15 protein-coding genes and 2 tRNA genes are annotated in these 20,959 nt (G+C 64.2%); 8 read left to right on the top strand and 9 right to left on the bottom strand.

Annotation, left to right across the window (positions count from 1 at the left end; genetic code table 11):
• Positions 1 to 164: 164 nt before the first annotated feature.
• From clpX to ACLFKU_RS11185, 6 genes are all read left to right on the top strand, one after another.
• Positions 165 to 1,436 carry an ATP-dependent Clp protease ATP-binding subunit ClpX gene (gene clpX, locus ACLFKU_RS11210; RefSeq protein WP_013089402.1) on the top strand — a complete coding sequence of 424 codons (1,272 nt, stop codon included), beginning with the start codon at positions 165 to 167 and terminating at the stop codon, positions 1,434 to 1,436.
• A 201-nt stretch (positions 1,437 to 1,637) separates the two neighbouring features.
• Positions 1,638 to 4,058 (top strand): endopeptidase La, encoded by a 2,421-nt coding sequence (gene lon / locus ACLFKU_RS11205; protein WP_410849143.1) that lies wholly within the window; start codon positions 1,638 to 1,640, stop codon positions 4,056 to 4,058.
• Between the two features lie 316 nt (positions 4,059 to 4,374).
• Complete coding sequence (locus ACLFKU_RS11200; RefSeq protein ID WP_008923411.1) at positions 4,375 to 4,647, top strand: HU family DNA-binding protein; 273 nt, start codon at positions 4,375 to 4,377, stop codon at positions 4,645 to 4,647.
• Positions 4,648 to 4,748: 101 nt separating this feature from the next.
• Positions 4,749 to 4,824: transfer RNA gene (locus tag ACLFKU_RS11195), tRNA-Val, on the top strand.
• A gap of 47 nt (positions 4,825 to 4,871) precedes the next feature.
• A tRNA-Asp gene (locus ACLFKU_RS11190) sits at positions 4,872 to 4,948 on the top strand.
• Positions 4,949 to 5,034: 86 nt separating this feature from the next.
• Positions 5,035 to 6,969: a SurA N-terminal domain-containing protein gene (locus tag ACLFKU_RS11185; RefSeq protein ID WP_410849142.1), complete on the top strand. Its 1,935-nt coding sequence runs from the start codon at positions 5,035 to 5,037 to the stop codon at positions 6,967 to 6,969.
• An 82-nt stretch (positions 6,970 to 7,051) separates the two neighbouring features.
• On the opposite strand, the gene ACLFKU_RS11180 is transcribed toward ACLFKU_RS11185, so the two are convergent.
• Both ACLFKU_RS11180 and ACLFKU_RS11175 read right to left on the bottom strand, forming a co-directional pair.
• Positions 7,052 to 7,399 carry a hypothetical protein gene (locus ACLFKU_RS11180; protein ID WP_368585935.1) on the bottom strand — a complete coding sequence of 116 codons (348 nt, stop codon included), beginning with the start codon at positions 7,397 to 7,399 and terminating at the stop codon, positions 7,052 to 7,054.
• A gap of 118 nt (positions 7,400 to 7,517) precedes the next feature.
• Positions 7,518 to 8,222, bottom strand: a complete 705-nt coding sequence (locus ACLFKU_RS11175) for an arylesterase (RefSeq protein ID WP_410849141.1) — start codon at positions 8,220 to 8,222, stop codon at positions 7,518 to 7,520.
• Here ACLFKU_RS11175 and ACLFKU_RS11170 point away from each other — a divergent pair.
• Positions 8,221 to 8,907 (top strand): ABC transporter ATP-binding protein, encoded by a 687-nt coding sequence (locus ACLFKU_RS11170; RefSeq protein WP_410849140.1) that lies wholly within the window; start codon positions 8,221 to 8,223, stop codon positions 8,905 to 8,907. The genes ACLFKU_RS11175 and ACLFKU_RS11170 overlap by 2 nt on opposite strands.
• Positions 8,908 to 9,048: 141 nt before the next feature.
• On the opposite strand, the gene pgi is transcribed toward ACLFKU_RS11170, so the two are convergent.
• The 3 genes from pgi to ACLFKU_RS11155 all read right to left on the bottom strand — a co-directional run bounded on the left by pgi (position 9,049) and on the right by ACLFKU_RS11155 (position 14,143).
• Positions 9,049 to 10,671, bottom strand: a complete 1,623-nt coding sequence (gene pgi, locus ACLFKU_RS11165) for a glucose-6-phosphate isomerase (protein ID WP_368585932.1) — start codon at positions 10,669 to 10,671, stop codon at positions 9,049 to 9,051.
• A 342-nt stretch (positions 10,672 to 11,013) separates the two neighbouring features.
• Positions 11,014 to 12,669 carry an NAD(P)H-hydrate dehydratase gene (locus ACLFKU_RS11160; RefSeq protein ID WP_410849139.1) on the bottom strand — a complete coding sequence of 552 codons (1,656 nt, stop codon included), beginning with the start codon at positions 12,667 to 12,669 and terminating at the stop codon, positions 11,014 to 11,016.
• A gap of 178 nt (positions 12,670 to 12,847) precedes the next feature.
• A complete protein-coding gene (locus ACLFKU_RS11155; RefSeq protein WP_410849138.1) occupies positions 12,848 to 14,143 on the bottom strand; it encodes an FAD-dependent oxidoreductase in 1,296 nt (431 codons plus the stop codon).
• 311 nt (positions 14,144 to 14,454) lie between these two features.
• On the opposite strand from ACLFKU_RS11155, the gene purL reads away from it, so the two are divergent.
• A complete protein-coding gene (gene purL / locus ACLFKU_RS11150; protein WP_410849137.1) occupies positions 14,455 to 18,537 on the top strand; it encodes a phosphoribosylformylglycinamidine synthase in 4,083 nt (1,360 codons plus the stop codon).
• Positions 18,538 to 18,711: 174 nt separating this feature from the next.
• On the opposite strand, the gene ACLFKU_RS11145 is transcribed toward purL, so the two are convergent.
• The 4 genes from ACLFKU_RS11145 to msrB all read right to left on the bottom strand — a co-directional run bounded on the left by ACLFKU_RS11145 (position 18,712) and on the right by msrB (position 20,944).
• Complete coding sequence (locus tag ACLFKU_RS11145; RefSeq protein WP_410849136.1) at positions 18,712 to 19,491, bottom strand: peptidylprolyl isomerase; 780 nt, start codon at positions 19,489 to 19,491, stop codon at positions 18,712 to 18,714.
• A 10-nt stretch (positions 19,492 to 19,501) separates the two neighbouring features.
• On the bottom strand, positions 19,502 to 19,813 hold the full coding sequence (locus ACLFKU_RS11140) for a BolA family protein (RefSeq protein WP_410849135.1): 312 nt from the start codon (positions 19,811 to 19,813) through the stop codon (positions 19,502 to 19,504).
• Position 19,814: 1 nt separating this feature from the next.
• Positions 19,815 to 20,345, bottom strand: a complete 531-nt coding sequence (locus ACLFKU_RS11135; RefSeq protein ID WP_085481354.1) for a septation protein A — start codon at positions 20,343 to 20,345, stop codon at positions 19,815 to 19,817.
• A gap of 176 nt (positions 20,346 to 20,521) precedes the next feature.
• Positions 20,522 to 20,944 carry a peptide-methionine (R)-S-oxide reductase MsrB gene (msrB, locus tag ACLFKU_RS11130; protein ID WP_013089415.1) on the bottom strand — a complete coding sequence of 141 codons (423 nt, stop codon included), beginning with the start codon at positions 20,942 to 20,944 and terminating at the stop codon, positions 20,522 to 20,524.
• Between the last annotated feature and the right edge of the window lie 15 nt (positions 20,945 to 20,959).

The following is a 20,959-nucleotide window of genomic DNA, read 5'->3' as shown; positions in this document are numbered from 1 at the left end:
CGGTCGCGGCAAAACCGTCATCGGGCCGGTGGTGAATGTTCAACTTCCGTCCGGGCGTCTGCGGCAAGCGCCGTTATCGTGCTAACTAGCCCGGGCGCGCCCAAACTGCGTGGCGGGGGCAAACGGCGTATTATGTAATCCGGTGTCCGGAGGCTCACACATCTATGGCGGACAAGAAAGGTTCTAACAGCGAAAAGCTGTTGTATTGCTCGTTTTGCGGCAAGAGCCAGCATGAGGTCAAGAAACTGATTGCTGGCCCGTCGGTGTTCATCTGCGATGAATGTATCGATCTTTGCAACGAAATCATTCGTGACGAGGCTGCAGGCGCGGGCATCGAGGCGGGCTTGTCGAAGTCCGACCTGCCGACTCCGCAGGAAATCCGCGAAATTCTCGACCAGTACGTGATCGGTCAGGAGCGCGCGAAGAAAATCCTCGCGGTCGCGGTCTACAACCATTACAAGCGTCTCAAGCATCTCGACAAGAAGGACGAAATCGAGCTGTCGAAAAGCAACATCCTGCTGATCGGCCCGACCGGCTCCGGCAAGACGCTGCTCGCGCAGACGCTCGCGCGCCTTCTGAACGTACCGTTCGTGATCGCAGACGCGACCACGCTGACGGAAGCCGGCTATGTCGGTGAAGACGTCGAGAACATCATCCAGAAGCTGCTGCAAAATTGTAACTACGAGGTGGACAAGGCCCAGCGCGGCATTGTCTACATCGACGAGATCGACAAGATCAGCCGCAAGTCCGACAACCCGTCCATCACGCGCGACGTGTCGGGCGAGGGCGTGCAGCAGGCTCTGCTGAAGCTGGTCGAAGGCACTATGGCGTCGGTGCCGCCGCAAGGTGGCCGTAAGCATCCGAACCAGGACTTCATCCAGGTCGATACGACGAACATCCTGTTCATCTGCGGCGGCGCGTTCGACGGCCTTGAAAAGGTCATCGTCGACCGTACAGAGAAGACTGGCATCGGTTTTGGCGCCAGCGTGAAGAGCAAGCAGGACCGCGATGCCGGCGAAGTGCTGCGTGAAGTGGAACCGGAAGATCTGATCAAGTTCGGCCTGATTCCAGAACTGATCGGCCGTCTGCCGGTCGTCGCCACGCTCGGCAAGCTCGACGAAGCAGCGCTGATGAAGATTCTCGTCGAACCGAAGAATGCGCTGGTCAAGCAGTATCACAAGCTCTTCAGCATGGAGCGCGTCGAACTGGAAATTCGTCCGGCCGCGCTGCAGGCCGTGGCGCGCAAGGCGATCCGCCGCAAGACCGGGGCGCGGGGCCTGCGTTCGATACTGGAACAGGCGTTGCTCGATGTGATGTACGACCTTCCGCAAATGAAAGGTGTCAGCAAGGTCATCATCGACGACAACGTTATCGACGGCGACGGCAAACCGCTGCTGATCTACGAAGACGCGCCGAAGGTCGCGGGTTCGAACTGATCGGCTTTCGAGTTCTGCAAAAAAGCCGTTCATGGCGACGTGAACGGCTTTTTCGTTTATCGTGTGGTCAGGCTGGTTGTTCTCAACTATGGAGTCACTGAATCTTCGGAGTCACTGAACTTTTCCCACACGCGGAGGCTTGCAATATTTTCTGCTGGCCTCACCTATCGAACGAACTGATTCCACTCATGGGGAAATGAAATGTCAGGAACCCAACTCCTCCCGCCGGAACGCATTACGCTGCCGCTGCTCCCGCTGCGCGACGTAGTCGTTTTCCCGCACATGGTGATTCCGCTCTTCGTAGGCCGCCCGAAGTCGATCAAGGCTCTCGAAGCAGCGATGGAAGGCGGCAAGCACATCATGCTCGTCGCCCAGAAAACGGCTGCGAAAGATGAGCCGACCGAAAAGGACATGTACGAAGTAGGGTGTATCGCCAACATCCTGCAGATGCTCAAACTGCCCGACGGTACCGTGAAGGTGCTCGTCGAAGGCTTGCAGCGCGCGAAGACGCTTTCCATCGAAGAACAGGAAACGCAGTTCTCGTGCGAAGTCATGCCGCTCGAACCCGACCACGCCGACAGCGCTGAAACCGAAGCGCTGCGTCGCGCGATCGTGTCGCAGTTCGACCAGTATGTGAAGCTGAACAAGAAGATCCCGCCGGAGATCCTGACCTCCTTGTCGGGTATCGACGAAGCTGGGCGTCTCGCGGACACAATTGCCGCGCATCTGCCGCTCAAGCTCGACCAGAAGCAACACATCCTCGAGATGTTCCCGGTGATCGAGCGGCTCGAGCATTTGCTCGCGCAACTTGAAGCCGAGATCGACATCCTGCAGGTCGAAAAGCGTATCCGTGGACGCGTGAAGCGTCAGATGGAGAAGAGCCAGCGCGAGTACTACCTGAACGAACAGGTCAAGGCGATCCAGAAGGAACTCGGCGAAGGCGAAGAAGGTGCAGATCTCGAGGAGCTCGAGAAGCGCATCACGGCTGCCCGCATGCCGAAGGAAGCGAAGAAGAAGGCCGACGCCGAGCTGAAGAAGCTCAAGCTGATGTCGCCGATGTCGGCGGAAGCGACGGTCGTGCGCAACTACATCGACACGCTGATCGGCTTGCCGTGGCGCAAGAAGAGCAAGGTCAACAACGATCTGTCGAATGCTGAGCGCGTCCTCGACGAAGACCACTTCGGTCTCGAGAAGGTGAAGGAACGCATTCTCGAGTATCTCGCAGTCCAGCAACGTGTCGACAAGGTCAAGGCGCCGATTCTGTGCCTCGTTGGGCCTCCGGGTGTGGGTAAGACTTCGCTCGGCCAGTCGATCGCGCGCGCGACGAACCGCAAGTTCGTGCGCATGGCATTGGGCGGCGTGCGTGACGAAGCCGAGATTCGCGGCCACCGTCGTACGTACATCGGTTCGATGCCGGGCAAGATCCTGCAGAGCCTGACCAAGGTCGGCGTGCGCAATCCGCTCTTCCTGCTCGACGAAGTCGACAAGATGGGCCAGGATTTCCGCGGCGATCCGTCGTCGGCGCTGCTCGAAGTGCTCGATCCGGAACAGAACCATACGTTTGCCGACCACTACGTCGAGGTCGATTTCGACCTGTCGGACGTGATGTTCGTCGCGACGTCGAACTCGCTGAACATTCCGCCGCCGCTGCTCGACCGGATGGAAGTGATTCGTCTGTCTGGCTATACGGAAGACGAGAAGGTCAGCATCGCGCAGCGTTATCTGTTGCCGAAGCAGAAGAAGAACAACGGCCTCAAGGATGGCGAGGTCGATGTGACCGAATCCGCGATCCGCGACATCATTCGCTACTACACGCGTGAAGCGGGCGTGCGTTCGCTCGAGCGTGAAGTGTCGAAGATTTGCCGCAAGGTCGTGAAGATGCTTCTGCTGAAGAAGGCGGAAGGCGCGGTGAAGGTCGACGGTAGCAATCTCGACACGTTCCTCGGCGTGCGCAAGTACGACTTCGGTCTGGCCGCGAAGGAAAATCAGGTGGGCCAGGTCACGGGTCTCGCGTGGACAGAAGTGGGCGGCGATCTGCTGACTATCGAAGCGGCAGTGATGCCGGGCAAGGGCAATGTGATCCGCACGGGTTCGCTCGGCGACGTGATGAAGGAATCCGTCGAAGCGGCACGCTCGGTCGTGCGTTCGCGTTCGCGTCGTCTTGGCATCAAGGACGAAGCGTTCGACAAACAGGACATTCACATCCACGTGCCGGAAGGCGCGACGCCGAAAGATGGTCCTTCGGCTGGTATCGCGATGACGACCGCGCTGGTGTCGGTGTTGACCGGTATTCCGGTGCGCGCCGATGTCGCGATGACGGGCGAAATCACGTTGCGTGGCGAAGTCCTGCCCATCGGCGGTCTGAAGGAGAAACTGCTGGCGGCGCATCGCGGTGGCATCAAGCTGGTGCTGATTCCGGAAGAAAACGTCAAGGATTTGACGGAGATTCCGGACAACGTGAAGAACGCGATCGAAATCGTGCCCGTCCGCTGGATCGATAAGGTGCTCGAACTTGCGCTCGAACGTGTGCCGCAGGCGTTGCCGGAAGAAGAGCCGAAGGCTTCGGCGCCGGTTGGTGCCGAGCCGGGCAAGGATGCCGCGACCGACGTCGTCAAGCACTGAGGTCCGAGCCGCATCAGAATGCGCTGACGTCAAACAGCAGCGCTGTTGTTCGCTGAAGTAGAAAACCCGCGGTCAAGGCCGCGGGTTTTTTTATTGCCTGCGCGACCTTGTCGCGGTGTCGGATCACCAGACTTTCCGCTGCAACATACTGTGATGAAAGTGCCGCTCTAAAATCACCTCGATCAGGCTCAACCCCGGTTGACACAAGGGTTTCGGCCGCTTCTAATGGGGCGGCCTGGCGTTAGCGCCGGCCGCGTGGCGGGAGGTGCTGGAAAGCACTGTCACGATTGCCAATAAACATTCGCGGGGGTTTTGAATGAACAAAACGGAATTGATCGATCACATCGCACAGCAAGCCGACATTTCGAAGGCTGCGGCCGGCCGCGCGCTCGATGCAGTCATCGCGGGCGTCAAAAGCACGTTGAAGAAGGGCGGATCGGTCACGCTGGTCGGCTTTGGCACGTTCGCGGTCGGCAAGCGCACCGCGCGCACCGGGCGCAATCCGCGCACGGGCGCTGCGATCAAAATCAAGGCAGCAAAAGTTCCTAAATTTAGGCCTGGCAAAGCGCTGAAGGATGCGCTAAACTAACGGGCTTGCTGCTTGAGGAATTGCTTGACCCGGTTGCGTGATCCATTCATCGGGCGAGCGGTAGCAAGGCAGAAAACACATCAAGCACTGAATCACGAAACGGGTGCTTAGCTCAGTTGGTAGAGCGGCGCCCTTACAAGGCGTAGGTCGGGAGTTCGAGCCTCTCAGCACCCACCAGTTTCAGATTCGGCGGCAGTGTTTTCAGTAGCAAGAGCGCAGTAAAAGGAGTGGTAGTTCAGTCGGTTAGAATACCGGCCTGTCACGCCGGGGGTCGCGGGTTCGAGTCCCGTCCACTCCGCCAGTATCCACGAAAGGCGAACTCCGGTTCGCCTTTTTTGTTGCCCGCTGAGGTAAGATCGGGCGTTCTGTTTTTGGCATCCCTCACGCATGCTCGATTTTTTCCGCAATCACCAACGCCTGATGATGTTCATGCTCATCCTCGTCATTTTGCCGGGGTTGGGTTTTGTGGGTATTCAGGGCTTCCGCGGCTTCTTTGACGAAAGCGCAAACGTCGCGAGTGTCAACGGTCACAAGATCACCCGCGTCGAATATGACGACGCGATGCGCCAGCAGCTCGACCGGGGGCGTCAGATGCTCGGCGCGCAGTTCGACATGAAGTCGTTCGACACGCCGGAGCGCCGCCGCCAGATGCTCGACGGCATGATCGAGCAGCGTGTGCTCGCCGACGAAACGCAGCGTCTGCATCTGACCGCATCGGACGACGCGGTGCGCCGTGCGCTGCTGTCCGATCCGGTGATTTCGTCGCTGAAAAATCCCGACGGTTCGATCGACCTCGAGCGCTACAAGCAGTTGCTCGCGATGCAGGGCATGACGCCCGATCAGTACGACGAGCGCATGCGCTACAACCTCGCGATGCAACAGCTGCCCGCGAGCATCGCGGCGAGCGCGTTCACGTCGAAGACGCTTGCGCAGCACCTGACCGAGCTCGCGCAGCAGCAGCGTGAAGTGCAGGGCATCGCGTTCCATCCGCACGATTACGAGGCGAAGATCCAGCCGACCGATGCGCAACTGCAAGCGTATTACGACGCGCATCGCAACGACTTCGCGACGCCCGCTACCGCGACGATCCAGTATCTGGTGATGTCGCCGGCCACGCTGGGCGCATCGGTGCAGCCGAGCGACGCGGACCTGAAGAAATACTACGACGACAACATCGCCCACTTCCGCACCGAAGGCCAAGTGCGCGCGAGCCACATCCTGATCGCGGCACCGAAGGACACGAGCGCGGCCGACAAGGCCAAGGCGAAACAAAAGGCCGAGGAGTTGCTCGCGCAGCTCAAGGCGCATCCGGATCAGTTCGCGCAGATCGCGCAGCAGAACTCGCAGGACCCGGGTTCGGCATCGAAGGGCGGCGATCTCGGTTACTTCGGCCGCGGCATGATCGCGGGCGGCCAGGCGTTCGACGACGCGGTGTTCGCGCTGAAGAAGGACGAGATCAGTGGCATCGTGCAGACGGACTTCGGCTTCCATATCATCAAGGTCACTGATGTAAAGCCGGCGGTGACGAAGTCGTTCGACGAAGTGAAAGAGCAGATCACCAGGGAGCTGAAGACGCAACTGGCGAGCAAGGCGTTCACCGACGGCTCGGAAGGCTTCGCGTCGCTGGTCTATGAAAAGGCCAAGAGTCTGCAGCCGGCCGCCGACAAGTTCAAGCTGCAGATCCAGACCGCGACGGTCACGCCGCAGCCGGACGCGAAGCTGCCGCCCGACAGCCCGCTGAACAATCCGAAGTTCCTCGCAGCCGTATTCGCGAACGACTCGGTATCGGCGCACAACAATACGCAGGCCATCGACGTCGGCAACAACACGCTGATCGCAGCGCGCGTGACCGACTACAAGCCCGCCGCCGTGCCCGCATTCGACGCGGTGAAGGACGCGGTGCGTCAGAAGGTGATCGCCGAGCAGGCGAACGAAGCGGCGCACAAGGACGGCGCTGCGAAGCTGGCCGAGTTCGAAAAATCGAAGGCGACCGCCGGTTTCTCGTCGCCGCTCAAGGTTTCGCGCAATGACGCGCAGGGCGTGCCGCCTGCCGCACTGAGCGCGATCTACAAGGTCGATGCGCAAAAGTTGCCGGCCTACGTCGGTGTCGATCTCGGCGATGACGGCTATGCGATCTATCGCGTGAATCAGATCGTGCCGCCCGCGGCCACCGACGCGCAGCATCTCGCCGTCGCGCAGCAGCAGATTGCGCAGGTGGACTCGCAGTCGCAGGCCGAGGCCTATCTGAAGGCGCTGCGCGAGCGCTCGAAGGTGCAGTTCTACGGCACGCTCGACAACGCCGCCCAGGCGGCCGACCAGTAAGCCGTAGCAAGCATTCCCTGCAGGTCAAAAGAAAAGCCCCGCAAATGCGGGGCTTTTTCTATCTACGGCCAGAGCGATCGTTTCACAGACAGCCGCTGATCGCGCCGGTAGCATTGCTTGCGCCCGCGCCGGCGCCGCCTGGGCGGAAGCCGACCCACGTGCCCTTGCCGCTATACGACGGACGGACCACCGCTGCGGCGCCGTTGGGCGGTTGCTGGCCCGGGACGTAGACGTCCATGGCCTGATCGTTGGCCAGGATACTTTGCGAAACGACCTGCTGTTGTGAGCTATCCGCCCATTTCTGCGCGATGCAGGTTGCGACGGCGCGAGGCGGCTGCTGGCTTTGACCCACCGACTGAACCCCCGCGGGCGGTTGAGCCGCGCAGGCCGAGATGGCAACAGTCAAAGCGATTAACGGTAAGTATTTCAACGTTATCTCCTCAGGAGTCGCTCAAGATTGAGCCAGGTGGCACGGAACGGCCCATGTATCGAACGGCTCGGCGATCCGTGCTCCCCCAGGTTCCGGAAACAAGTCGTTAGCAGGTGTTTCAGTGCGGCGAACTTGTGCGAAGGAGTGGCTTGACAGCGGGCCACACGTTGTTGAGTAGCAGCGGCTGTGCCTGCTGCGTCGGGTGGATCTGATCGGCCTGGAACATATCCGGTTTATCCGCGATGCCGGCGAGCAAAAAAGGCACGAGCGGCAGATGGAATTCCTTCGACAACTGGCCGTAGAGGCCGTGGAACTTTTGCGTATAGTCGGGGCCGTAATTGGGCGGCACGTACATGCCGACGAGCACGACCTTCGCATGGCCGTGCTGCGCCTGTTCGATGATCGTGCGCAGGTTGGCCTCGGTCGTCGAAAGCGGCACGCCGCGCAACGCGTCGTTGGCGCCGAGTTCGACGATCACGATGCTCGGCTTGAGCCGTTCCATCAGCGCGGGCAGACGCGCGCGCCCGCCGCTCGTCGTGTCGCCGCTGATGCTCGCATTGGCGACGCTATAATCGATGCGCTCTTCGGCCAGACGCTGACGCATCAACGCGACCCAGCCCGTATCGCGGGGCAGCCCGTACTCGGCGGAGATGCTGTCGCCGAGCACGACGATCACAGGCTTCGCGGGTTCGGGCGCATTCGCCGCATGAGCCTGCAACGGTAACCAAACCAGCGCGGCGGCCATCATGGTCGCGCCGAATGCCGCGGTCAGCGCCGCGGCACGAGGGGCGATGGCGCGCACTTTCAACCTACGCTTCACCATGCCAAACAGAACTGATCCAGTCATTGAAGTGCGGGGTTTGTGCAAGAGGGTTAAGGATGCAACGGGCGAACTGACGATTCTCGATGACATCGATCTTGCCATCGATGCCGGCAGCAGCGTGGCGATCGTCGGTGCATCCGGGTCGGGCAAGTCTACGCTGCTCGGCTTGCTCGCGGGATTGGACAGCGCGAGCGCGGGCTCGGTTCGGCTGCTCGGCCGCGAACTCGGCGATCTCGACGAAGACGGGCGCGCCGCGTTGCGCAGCGGCGCGGTTGGCTTCGTGTTCCAGTCGTTTCAATTGATGCCGCATCTGACCGCGCTCGAAAACGTCACGCTACCGCTCGAACTGCAAGGCGGCATCGGCACACGCGAGGCCGCCGCGCGTGCGCGCGAACTGCTCGAACAGGTAGGGCTCGGGCAACGCACCGGTCACTATCCGAAGTTGCTGTCGGGCGGCGAGCAGCAGCGCGTTGCGCTCGCTCGCGCGTTCGTCACCCGCCCGAAGATCCTGTTCGCCGACGAACCCACCGGCAGTCTCGACGCGGCCACCGGCCACGCGGTCATCGATCTGATGTTCGAGATGAATCGCGCGCACGGCGCGACGCTCGTGCTCGTCACGCATGACATCGAACTCGCGCGGCGTTGCGATACGACGGTGACGATAGAAGCGGGGCGGCTCGCGTAATGATCTGCGCGGATCGCGGGCTCGCGCTCGCGCACCGCCGCGACCATGTAGTCGTCGAAGCAAAAACAAAAGCGGGCCGCAGCCCGCTTTTGTTTTGTCTATCGCGCGCTAACGCCGCTAACGCGCACATCAAACTTCCACTCAGCGCTTCAACGCAGCCCGCGCCCGCGCGATCAACGCCGAGGTCGACGAATCATGCTTCTTCACGTCGGCACTCGCCGCACCCAGATCTGCCTCGACCACCTTGCCGAGGATCTTGCCGAGCTCGACGCCCCACTGGTCGAACGGATTGATGTTCCACACCGACGCCTGCACCAGCACCTTGTGTTCATAAAGCGCGATCAGCGCGCCGAGCGTGCGCGCGGTCAACGCGTCGAGCAGCAGCGTCGCGGTCGGGCGGTTGCCGGGGAAGGTCAGGTGCGGCGCGAGTTCCGGCTTGTCGGGGCCGGCCACCTTCTTTGCTTCCTCGAGCGTACGACCCAGCATCAGCGCTTCGCTTTGCGCGAAGCAGTTCGCGAGCAGCTTCGGATGATGGCTCGCGAGCGGATGCTCGGGCGTCAGCACTGCGATGAAATCGATCGGCACGATCGTCGGGCCCTGGTGCAGCATCTGGAAAAACGCGTGCTGACCGTTCGTGCCCGGCTCGCCCCATGTGACCGCGGAGGTCGCATAGTCGACGAATGCGCCGTCGAGACGCGCGGACTTGCCGTTGCTCTCCATTTCGAGCTGCTGCAGATACGACGGCAGAAAATGGAGCGCCTGCGAGTACGGCGCGACCAGATAGCTCTGCGAGCCGAAGAAGTTGCGATACCAGATGCCGATCATGCCGAGCAGCACCGGCAGGTTCTTTTCGAGCGGCGCGGTACGGAAGTGCTGGTCCATCTCGTTGGCGCCGGCGAGCAGCTCGTCGAACTGCAGCGGGCCGATCGCGATCATGATCGACAGACCGACGGCCGACCACAGCGAGTAGCGTCCGCCGACCCAGTCCCACATCGAAAACACGTTTTCTTTCGCGATGCCGAACTTGACGACTTCGGCCGTATTCGCCGACACGCCGACGAAGTGCTTCGCAAGCGCGCTTTCCGGGCAGCCTTTCTGGATGAAGAAGTCGCGCAGCGAACGCGCATTGGTCATCGTCTCCAGCGTCGTGAAGGTCTTCGACACGATAATCGCGAGCGTCTCCTCGGGATCGATCTGCTGCATCACGTTGTACAGATCGGCGCCGTCGACGTTCGACACGAAGTGCGTCGAGATCTCGGGCGTCGCCAGATGATGCAGCGCGTGCACGACCATCTTCGGCCCGAGATCCGAGCCGCCGATGCCGATGTTCACGACATGACGAATCCGCTTGCCGGTGTAGCCGGTCCACGCGCCGCTGCGAACCTGCTCGGCGAACGCGGCCATTTTCTTGCGCTCGGCCTGCACGTCGGCGAAGAAAGGCGCCTTCGGGTCGGTTGCGCGCAATGCCGTGTGAAGCGCGGCGCGGCCTTCGGTCGGGTTGACGACTTCGCCCGCGAACATCGCGTCGCGGCGCTTTTCGACGCCGGCTTCGCGCGCGAGTTGCACGAGCAATTGCAGGGTTTCGTCGGTGATGCGGTGCTTCGAGAAATCGGCTGCGAGACCGCCGCCCGCGAACGTGAAGCGTTCGGCGCGCGTGGGAGCGGGATCGTTCTCGGGGGCGAACCAGTCGCGCAGATGCGCATCGCGAATCTTGTCGTAATGCGTCTGCAGCGAGGACCAGGAGGGGAGCGAGTTCTGGGTCATAGCGTCCGTCTAACCAAGGGGCACGAAGGAAGGCGCGCGCATGAAGCACGGCCGAGAATGATGCGGCGATTCAGTCAGAGCGATGCCACGCGGACCGGTTCGCGAGCGGGTGCCGACGATACTTCGCGAAGCCGGTGAACTTCGCGAAAACGCGAGGCGGCGCACGCGCCCGCTGGAGTATCGCCGCGACCCGCGACATCGATCCGACGCGCGGCGCAGGCAATCAGTATAGCGGGGATGCGTGGCGGGCAGCAGTGCGTTGCGCGCGGTCGCAATGATTGGGATCGCGATGTTTCACCGGTGTGAAAGAGCGAGGCGAACGAGGCGCGCACGACCCGTCCGTCAGGCAGGCGTCGCCGAATAGAACAGCCGGTTCAGTAGGGTGCGCACCATCGGCGCCAGCTCGCCGGCCGTCAAACCCGCGGGACCTTGGCCCTGCGCGGTCAGCGTATCGGCGGCGAGGCCGTGCAGATAGACGCCCGCGAGCGCCGCCTCGAAGCGTGGCAGGTGCTGCGCGAGCAGCGCGCCGATGATGCCGCCGAGCACGTCGCCGGTGCCGCCCGTCGCGAGCGCGGCGTTGCCGGTTGGATTCAGCGCGAGGCGGCCGTCGGGCGCGGCAATGATCGTGCCGACGCCTTTCAGCACGACGACGCTCGCAAAACGCGCCGCGAGCGCACGGGCGGCCGCCAGACGGTCGCGCTGCACGCTCGCCGCATCGCTGCCGAGCAGGCGCGCGGCTTCGAGCGGATGCGGCGTCAGGATGCACGGATCGCCCTGCACGCCGCGCGCGGTGACTTCGGCGGCGAGCGCGGGATCATTGGCGATCAGGTTCAGCGCGTCGGCATCGAACAGCTTGGGCACGTCGAGCGGCAGCACGTCGTGCAGTACGCGCGTCGCGCGTTCGCCATGCCCCATGCCGCAGCCGATCGCGAGCGCATCCATCGAATCGAGCGGCAGCGTGTCGATCGGATGCAGCATCAGTTCCGGGTGCGGCGGATCGTAGGGCGGGGCGCCTTCGCCGAGCAGCGCGACATGAACCTTGCCCGCGCCGCTGTAGAGCGCCGCGCGCGCCGCGAGGATCGGCGCGCCGCACATGCCCGTGTCGCCGCCGACCACCGCGAGGCTGCCGAAGGTGCCCTTGTTGGTCGCGAAGGTGCGCGGGGGCATGAACGGGCCGAAGAGGTCGGGGGCGCTGAGCTGGATCGCGGCGCGGGGGGCGCCTGGGGCAGCGTCCCGGCCACCGCCGCCGCCGTTGATTCCTGCGGTGAGCCCGATCGGTGCGACGGTCACCCGCCCAGTCAGGTCGCGGCCCTGCGCGGTGAAAAGCCCCGGTTTCGCGCCGATGAACGTGATCGTGTGGGTCGCATGGACCACCGCCGCGCCATTGCCGCCGATCACCGCGCCGGTGTCGCTGTCGAGCCCGCTGGGCACATCGAGCGCGAGTACCGCGCCTTGGGTCGGGCGCGTCTTCGTGCGTTGCGACAATTGCCGCGCGAGCGTCGCGAATACGCCGTCGAGCGGCCGCGCGAGACCGATGCCGAACATGCCGTCGACGAGCCAGCCATAGCCGTCGAGCGAGGCGGGCGGCGCAGTGTCGATCGGCACGCCGGCGGCGCGTGCGGCGTCGAGCGCCCAGCGCGCGTCGGCCGGCTTCACTTCGACCGGCATGCAGACTTCGACGGCGATGCCGGCCTTGTGCAGCTCCGTTGCGACGACCAGCGCGTCGCCGCCATTGTTGCCGGGGCCGGCGACCAGCCACGCGCGCTGCTGCGCTTTCGTCACCGAGGTATCCGCGGCGATCCGTTCGAGCAGCCAGCGCGCTGCCGCGTGACCGGCGCGCGCCATCAGCGTGTGCCCGGGCAGGGACGCGGCGGCCTGGGATTCGGCGATGCGCAGGTCGGTCAGCGTCAGCAGCGGCAGCGCAAGCGGCTGCGGGTCGCTGAGTGGGGCGGTGAGCGGATCGAAAAGGGTGAGCAGCGAGTTTTCGGCGTCTGTCATGGCGAAACCTGGCGGTGCGCCCGCGGCACGGCGGGCAGACTTGGGAATCGCTATGGTAGTGCCGATAGGCGCGCGGCGTGCGGCTGTTTCGGTGTTGGCGGTGGGAGTGGCGCGATGAGCGCGCCGTGTCGACAGCGGGCTGTCAGCCCGCCATCCCCGCGCGGAAGAGCGCGAAACCTTACTGGAACCGCTCCGGCCGCAACGCCGCGAGCGTGTCTGGCGGCAACGTCGGTGTCTGCCCCGACATCAGCTCTGCAACGAGCTTGCCCGCGCCGCAGGCGAGGCCCCAGCCGGCCGGGCCATGCCCGACGTTGACGAACAGGCGCGGATGCAGCGCGTTGCCGATCACCGGCAAGCCGTCCGGCGACAGCAGTTTCACGCCTTCCCACGGCAGCGCCGCCGAAATGCGCGCGGCGCCCGGAATCCAGTCGTGCGTCGCCTGACCGAGCATCGCGAGCGCCTCCTTGGTCAGCGCTTCGCCGAGCGGCTTGTCGATCTGGCTCGCGCTTTGCAGCACCGCACCGCCCGCGATCCGCAGCCGATGGTTCATGCGGCTGATGCCGATGCGCTTGACCGCATCGACGATCGCGACATGCGGCGCGCATTCCTCGTGCGCGATCGGCGCGACCAGCGAATGCAGCCGCAGCGGGTGCAGCGGCAGCTTGAGTCCCGCGCGTTCGAGCAGCGCCAGGCTGCCATAACCGGCCGCGACCACGATCGCGTCGGCCTGGACCACGTCGATTTCGCGCGAGCGGGGCGCGCCGTCGCGCGGCGCGAGTTCGACCGCCGCACGCTGATTTTCGAGCCGGATGCCGGTCACCTCGCAGTTCGGCATGAACTGCACGCCGCCCTGGGCGTCGAGCACCTGTTTGACGAGCTTGGTGAAAAGCGGACAGTTCGCGGTGCGCTCATGCTCGAACAGCACGCCGCCGGCGAATTCAGGATCTGTGGGCACCGCATGCTCGAACGCCGCGCATTCGGCCGGGCTCATCACGTGATGCGGCACTTCGAACTGGCCCAACAGATCGAGCGCAGCGGCGCTCAATTCCCATTCGTGCGCGCTGCGCACGAGGTACAAGAGACCGCTCGCCTGTTCGAATTCGAGGCCGAAGCGGGCTTCCACGTCGGCCATCGCCTCGCGCGACGATTCGATCAGCGGCCGCAACAGCGCGTACTGGCGCGCGAACGCCGCGGGTTCCTGCCATGCTCCGAGCTGCTTGATGAACTGCCGCGCGGCGCCGTTGAAGCCGGTCTTGCTGATCACGCCATTTTTCGCGTTGTAGCGGCTCGCCATGAAGGTCGGGCCGAACCAGACGTCGAGCGGCGTCGGCAGCACGCTGCCGCCTTGTCCGTAGGTGGCGCCTTGCGCGACAGTCGCGTGACGCTCGACGACGCATACCCGATGGCCGGCCGCGCGCAGCTGATAAGCGGTGGCGACGCCCGCTACCCCGCCGCCAATGACGATGACATCCATGTTCTGATTCGATGTGCCGACGGGCGGCTCGCGCGTTCCCGCTGGCTGTGACATGCGGCGCGCCGCAGGGTGAAGCCCGTGCCGCGTGCGCCGATCTGGTGAAACGCGAATGATAGCAGTCAAAGCACCCGCGCGGCGACGCGACGGGCACTCCAGCGACGCCTCGCGCGCGCAGACGCAGCCCGCCGGCGCGACACCCCGGAGCCCGCTGGAAGCCCGTTCCCGGGGTATAATCTCGGACTTCCTTTCCGCCTCACGTCGCCTGCATGCGCGGCTCCCCGGCATCAATGAGCGACGCAACGTCAAGTCCCATGGCCCACTTCTCGTGTTTCCCCGGCGCTTCGGCCCTTTCCGATTTCCGTCAAACCCGCCTGCTCGAAACGCTCACGCGCATCGACCCGAATATCACCGGCGTGCGCGGGCAGTATCTGCACTTCGTCAATGCCCAGACCGAACTGTCCGCTGAAGACAGCGCGAAGATCGAGGCGCTGATGCACTACGGCGATCCATTCGAAGCAGGCAAGGAGCGTGGCGCGGTCGAAACCTTCCTCGTGGTGCCGCGCTTTGGCACCGTGTCGCCGTGGGCCAGCAAGGCAACCGACATCGCGCATCATTGCGGTCTCACGCACGTGCGCCGCATCGAGCGCGGCGTCGAATACTCGGTGACGCTGAAAAGCGGCCTGCTCGGCGGCAAGAAGACGCTGTCCGACGAAGCGCGCGCGGCCGTCGCCGCCGCGCTGCACGACCGCATGACGGAGAGCGTCGCGCCGTCGCGCGACCATGCGCTGCATCTGTTCGACGAGCTGCCGGCCAGGCCGCTGCAAACGGTCGACGTGCTCGCGAGCGGCCGCGCCGCGCTAGAAACCGCCAATGTGGAACTGGGCCTCGCACTCGCCGACGACGAAATCGACTACCTGGTCGACGCATTCACGAAACTCGAGCGCAATCCGACCGACGTCGAACTGATGATGTTCGCGCAGGCCAACAGCGAGCACTGCCGCCACAAGATCTTCAACGCGGACTGGACGATCGACGGCGAGAAGCAGGACATGTCGCTGTTCAACATGATCCGCAACACCGAGAAACTCAACCCGCAGGGCACCATCGTCGCGTATTCGGATAACTCGGCGATCATGGTCGGCGGCATGGCCGAGCGCTGGTTCCCGCGCACGCCGGCCGCGCTCGGCGCGAGCGAATTGCCCGAGCACTATGGCCGCAGCGTCGAGCTCACGCACACGCTGATGAAGGTCGAAACGCACAACCACCCAACCGCGATCTCGCCGTTCCCGGGCGCCGCGACCGGCGCGGGCGGCGAAATCCGCGACGAAGGCGCGACCGGCCGCGGCGCGCGTCCGAAGGCGGGTCTCACGGGCTTCACGGTATCGAACCTCGAATTGCCGGACGGCGTCGAGGCGTGGGAAAACGCGCGCGACTCGGCGCAGCCGCTCGCGCAGCGCAATCCCGCCGACCAGCACGAAGCGTACGGCCGCCCGGACCGTATCGCGTCGCCGCTGCAGATCATGATCGACGGCCCGCTCGGCGGCGCCGCGTTCAACAACGAATTCGGCCGGCCGAACCTCGGCGGCTACTTCCGCACCTACGAGCAGAACGTCGCGGGTCTCGTGCGCGGCTATCACAAGCCGATCATGATCGCGGGCGGCATCGGCAATATCTCCGACCAGCACACGCACAAGCATGATCTGCCGGAAGGCTCGCTGCTGATTCAGATCGGCGGTCCGGGCATGCGCATCGGCATGGGCGGCGGCGCCGCGAGCTCGATGGCGACCGGCACCAACACCGCTGAACTCGACTTCGACTCGGTGCAGCGCGGCAACCCGGAAATCGAGCGGCGCGCGCAGGAAGTGATCAACGCGTGCTGGCAGCTCGGCGACAAGAACCCGATCCTCAGCATTCACGACGTCGGCGCGGGCGGTCTGTCGAACGCATTCCCCGAAGTGGTCGACGGTGCGGGCAAGGGCGCACGGTTCGAACTGCGCAAGATCCAGCTCGAAGAAAGCGGCCTGTCGCCGCGCGAAATCTGGTCGAACGAAGCGCAGGAGCGCTATGTGCTGGCCATTTCGCCTGCCGATCTGCCGGTGTTCGAGGCGATGTGCAAGCGCGAGCGCTGCCCGTTCGCGGTGATCGGCACGGCCACCGCCGAGCGTCAGCTGAAACTGATCGATGCCGAGCAGAACGAAGCCGCGCACCAGCCGGTCGACATGCCGATGGAAGTGCTGCTCGGCAAGCCGCCGCGTATGCACCGCGACGTGAAGCGCGTCGAGCGCAAGCTCGAACCGGTCGACGTGACCGGCCTCGCGCTGCAAGAGGTCGCGCAGAGCGTGCTGCGTCACCCGACGGTTGCGAGCAAGTCGTTCCTGATCACGATCGGCGACCGTTCGGTCGGCGGCACGACCGCACGCGACCAGATGGTCGGCCCGTGGCAGGTGCCGGTGGCCGACGTCGCGATCACGACGATGGACTACGCGGGCTTCAGCGGCGAAGCGATGACGATGGCCGAGCGCACGCCGCTCGCCGTCATCAACGCGCCGGCCTCGGGCCGCATGGCGGTCGGTGAGGCGATCACCAACATCGCGGCGGCGCCGATCGCGTCGCTCGACAAGCTGAAGCTGTCGGCCAACTGGATGGCCGCGTGCGGCGCACCGGGCGAAGACGCGGCGCTCTACGACACGGTCAGGGCGATCGGTATGGAACTGTGCCCGGCGCTCGGTATCGGCATTCCGGTCGGCAAGGATTCGCTGTCGATGCGCACGCGCTGGGAAGACAGCGGCGTAGCGAAGGAAGTGGTCGCGCCCGTGTCGCTGATCATCTCGGCTTTCGCTCCGGTCGAAGACGTCCGCAAGCATCTGACGCCGCAATTGCAGCGCGTGAGCGAAGTCGGCGAGACGGTGCTGATCGCGATCGACCTCGGCCGCGGCAAGCAGCGTCTGGGCGGCAGCATCCTCGCGCAGGTCACGCAGCAGGTCGGCGATACGGTGCCGGACGTCGACGATCCGGAAGATTTGAAGCGCTTCTTCAACGCGATCCAGGCGCTCAATAGCGACGGCAAGCTGCTCGCGTACCACGACCGCTCGGACGGCGGCCTGTGGGCGACGGTCTGCGAAATGGCGTTCGCGGGTCACGCGGGTGTGTCGCTGAACGTCGACATGCTGGTGCTCGACGCGAATCACGAATCCGATTACGGCGACGCGAAGGACTGGGCAAAGCAGACCAGCGGCCGCCGCGAAGACCGCACGCTGCGCGCGCTCTTCAACGAAGAGCTCGGCGCCGTCGTGCAGGTGCGCACGGCCGATCGCGACGCGGTGCTCGCCGCATTGCGCGAACATGGTCTGTCGGCGTGCTCGCACGTGATCGGCAAGACCAACGAGCGCGACGTGATCGAGATCTATCGCGACGCAAAGAAGGTCTACGAAGCGCCGCGCACCGAACTGCATCGCACGTGGAGCGAAGTGAGCTGGCGCATCGCCCGTCTGCGCGACAACCCCGCTTGCGCCGACGCCGAATACGATTCGCTGCTCGATGCGGCCGACCCGGGCATCACGCCGGTGCTGAGCTTCGATCCGGCGGAAGACGTGGCCGCGCCGTTCGTCGGCAAGGGCGCGCGTCCGCGCGTCGCGATCCTGCGCGAGCAGGGCGTGAACTCGCATCTGGAGACGGCCTATGCCTTCGATCGCGCCGGCTTCGATGCTCACGACGTGCACATGAGCGACCTGCTCGCGGGCCGCGCGAACCTCGCCGATTTCGCGGGCGCGGTCGCCTGCGGCGGGTTCTCGTACGGCGACACGCTGGGTGCCGGCGAAGGCTGGGCGAAGACGATCCGCTTCAACGCGCAACTGGCCGACATGTTCGCCGCGTTCTTCGGCCGTGAAGACACGTTCGCGCTCGGCATCTGCAACGGCTGCCAGATGATGAGCAGTCTCGCGTCGATGATCCCCGGCGCCGAAGCGTGGCCGAAGTTCACGCGCAACAAGTCGGAGAAGTTCGAGGCGCGCTTCTCGCTCGTCGAAGTGCAGGCATCGCCGTCGCTGTTCTTTGCGGGCATGGAAGGCTCGCGCATTCCGGTCGCCGTCGCGCACGGCGAAGGCTTCGCGGACTTCTCGCAGCAAGGCGACAAGTCGAAGGTCGCGGTCGCGATGCGCTACGTCGATCACCGTGGTCAGGCGACCGAGCAGTATCCGTTCAACCCGAACGGTTCGCCCGAGGGCATCACGTCGGTCACGACGGCAGACGGCCGCTTCACGGTGCTAATGCCGCACACGGAGCGCGTGCATCGCGCTGTGCAGATGAGCTGGCATCCGCAGGGCTGGGGCGAGATCGGCACGGACGCGAGCCCGTGGCTGCGTGTGTTCCAGAACGCACGTCGCTGGCTCGGTTGATGGGTCAGGGGGCCTGCCGCTGCGTGCGGCGGCCTCTGTTTGCGGCGGCAGCACGTTGACGCCCCGCAAGTCTCACAGCAACAAAAAAGCCGCCCACGGGCGGCTTTTCTGCGTTCCAGCTTCTTCAAAGCCAGGAGGCGGCGGACTGTCCAAAGACGATCCGCCCGCTGACACTTACTGAATCTTCGCGTTCTTGCGCAGGTTCTCTTCGAATGCCTGCAGCTTTTCCTGCTGGATCTGCTGCACGATCTGCGCACGCACCTGCTCGAGCGGCGGCGGCGTGACGGCGCGGATGTCATCCACACGGATGATGTGCCAGCCGAATTGCGTATGCACCGGCGTGTCGGTCATCTGGCCTTTCTGCAGATGGGTGGCCGCGTCCGCGAATTCAGGCACGTAGGCCTTCGGGTCCGACCAGTCGAGGTCGCCGCCGTTCTTGCCCGATCCCGGGTCCTTCGAGTACTGCTTGGCGAGATCTTCGAAGCTTGCGCCGGCCTTGATCTTGGCGATCAGGTCCTTCGCCTGCTGCTCGTTGTCGACGAGGATATGGTGCAGGTGATATTCCTTGCCGCCCGCTTCCTTGACGAGCGCGTTGTAGCGCGCGGTGACTTCGGCGTCGGTCGGCTGGTTGTTCTTCACGAAATCTTCGATCAGCGCGCGCAGCACGACGGTTTGCTGTGCGACCGCGATTTGCGCCTTGATGTCCGGACGGTTCGGCAGCCCGCGACGCAGGGCTTCCTGCATCAGAATTTCGCGATTCACGAGCTCTTCGCGCACGGCCTGCTGCAGCTGCGGCGTGTCCTGCTGGCCCTGGTGAACCAGTTGTTGGATCAACGCATCGGCGCGCGACTTCGGAATCGGCGTACCGTTCACGACGGCGATGTTCTGTGCGAATGCAGGTGCGGCCGCGAACGCAGCCAGCAATACCCAGAGGCGGGTTTTCTTCAAGGTCATCGAAAGGTTCCTAGCGGGGCAACAAAGCAAATTCTTCGGGCGTGTACGCCGTGATGGCAAGGGCATGAATGCCGCGCTGCATGGCATCGGCCAGCGCATCATACACCATGCGATGCCTTGCCACGCGGGGCTTGCCGGCAAACGCGACGGCCACGATAGTGACGCTGAAATGACCGCCAGCCGCTGCACCTGCATGGCCCGCGTGCCGCGCGCTGTCGTCGGTGATGCTGATCGACTCGACGGGTGCGAGCGCGGCCGCGAGGCGCGCCTCGATCAGCGCGGCGCGCTCGGCGGTGGTCGCGTGCATGAACAGGTCGCTCATGTCATTCCTCCTTCATGTACTTCGACAGCCACAGGCTCTGTCCGACGATGAACACGAGCAGGCAGCCGGTCGCGCCGAACAGCTTGAAATTGACCCACTGATCTGTCGTGTAGTGATACGCGACGAACAGGTTCAGAAGACCGAGCAGCACGAAAAAGACCGCCCAGATCAGGTTCAGCTTGCCCCAGATCGCGTGCGGCAGCGTGATCTGCTTGCCCATCATCGCTTCGATCAGATTCTTGTTGAAGCCGAGCTGCGACACGATCAAAGCGACGGAAAACGCCCAGTACAGCACGGTCGGCTTCCATTTGATGAAGGTGTCGTTGTGCAGCACGAGCGTCGCACCACCGAATACCACGACGACGCCGAGGCTCACCCACAGCATCGGGTCGACCTTGCGGTGGCGGAACGCCACCCACGCGATCTGCACCAGCGTGGCGACGATCGCCACTGCCGTCGCCGTGAAAATGCCCCAGATCTTGAAGGCGACGAAGAACAGGATGATCGGGAACAGATCGAACAGGAATTTCATTATCTGGTCGGGAAGTGGGAGAGTGAGTCGAACGGTGAGTCGAACATTGATGCGCGCCCGCTTGGCGCGCAAGGTGCGCGGCGCCCGCCGACGAGCGGGAGTACCGCATTGAAAGGGCGCCGCGCGCGGTTTTGCGCCGCGGCGCCCGAAGCGGGCAAGGCTGCTGCCGCGCCGCGTTACTTGGGCTCGAATTGTAACGCAGCCGAATTGATGCAGTAGCGCAGACCGGTCGGCGCCGGTCCGTCCTCGAACACGTGGCCCAGATGCGCGCCGCAGTTCTTGCACTGCACCTCGATGCGCAGCATGCCGTGCGAGCGGTCGGTCTTCTCGGCGATCACCTCGCCGTTGATCGGCCGGAAATAGCTCGGCCAGCCGCAGCCGGCGTCGAACTTGGTGTCCGATTCGAACAGCGGCGTGCCGCAGCACACGCAGTCGTAGACGCCGCGTTCCCAGTGATCGTTGTAGCGGCCCGTGAACGGGCGCTCGGTGGCCGCGTGGCGGGTCACCTGGTATTCGATGTCGGACAGCTCCTTGCGCCACTCGGCGTCGCTTTTCTGGACGGCTGGGGCGTCATGCTTGAGATCGTCGGGGTTGCTCATGGTCGGGTTCCTGTC

This window comes from Paraburkholderia sp. EG304 (assembly GCF_046543485.1).
GTDB lineage: Bacteria > Pseudomonadota > Gammaproteobacteria > Burkholderiales > Burkholderiaceae > Paraburkholderia > Paraburkholderia youngii.
Note: the sequence above shows the minus strand (reverse complement) of the source record. Positions and strands in the feature narration are given on the sequence as shown.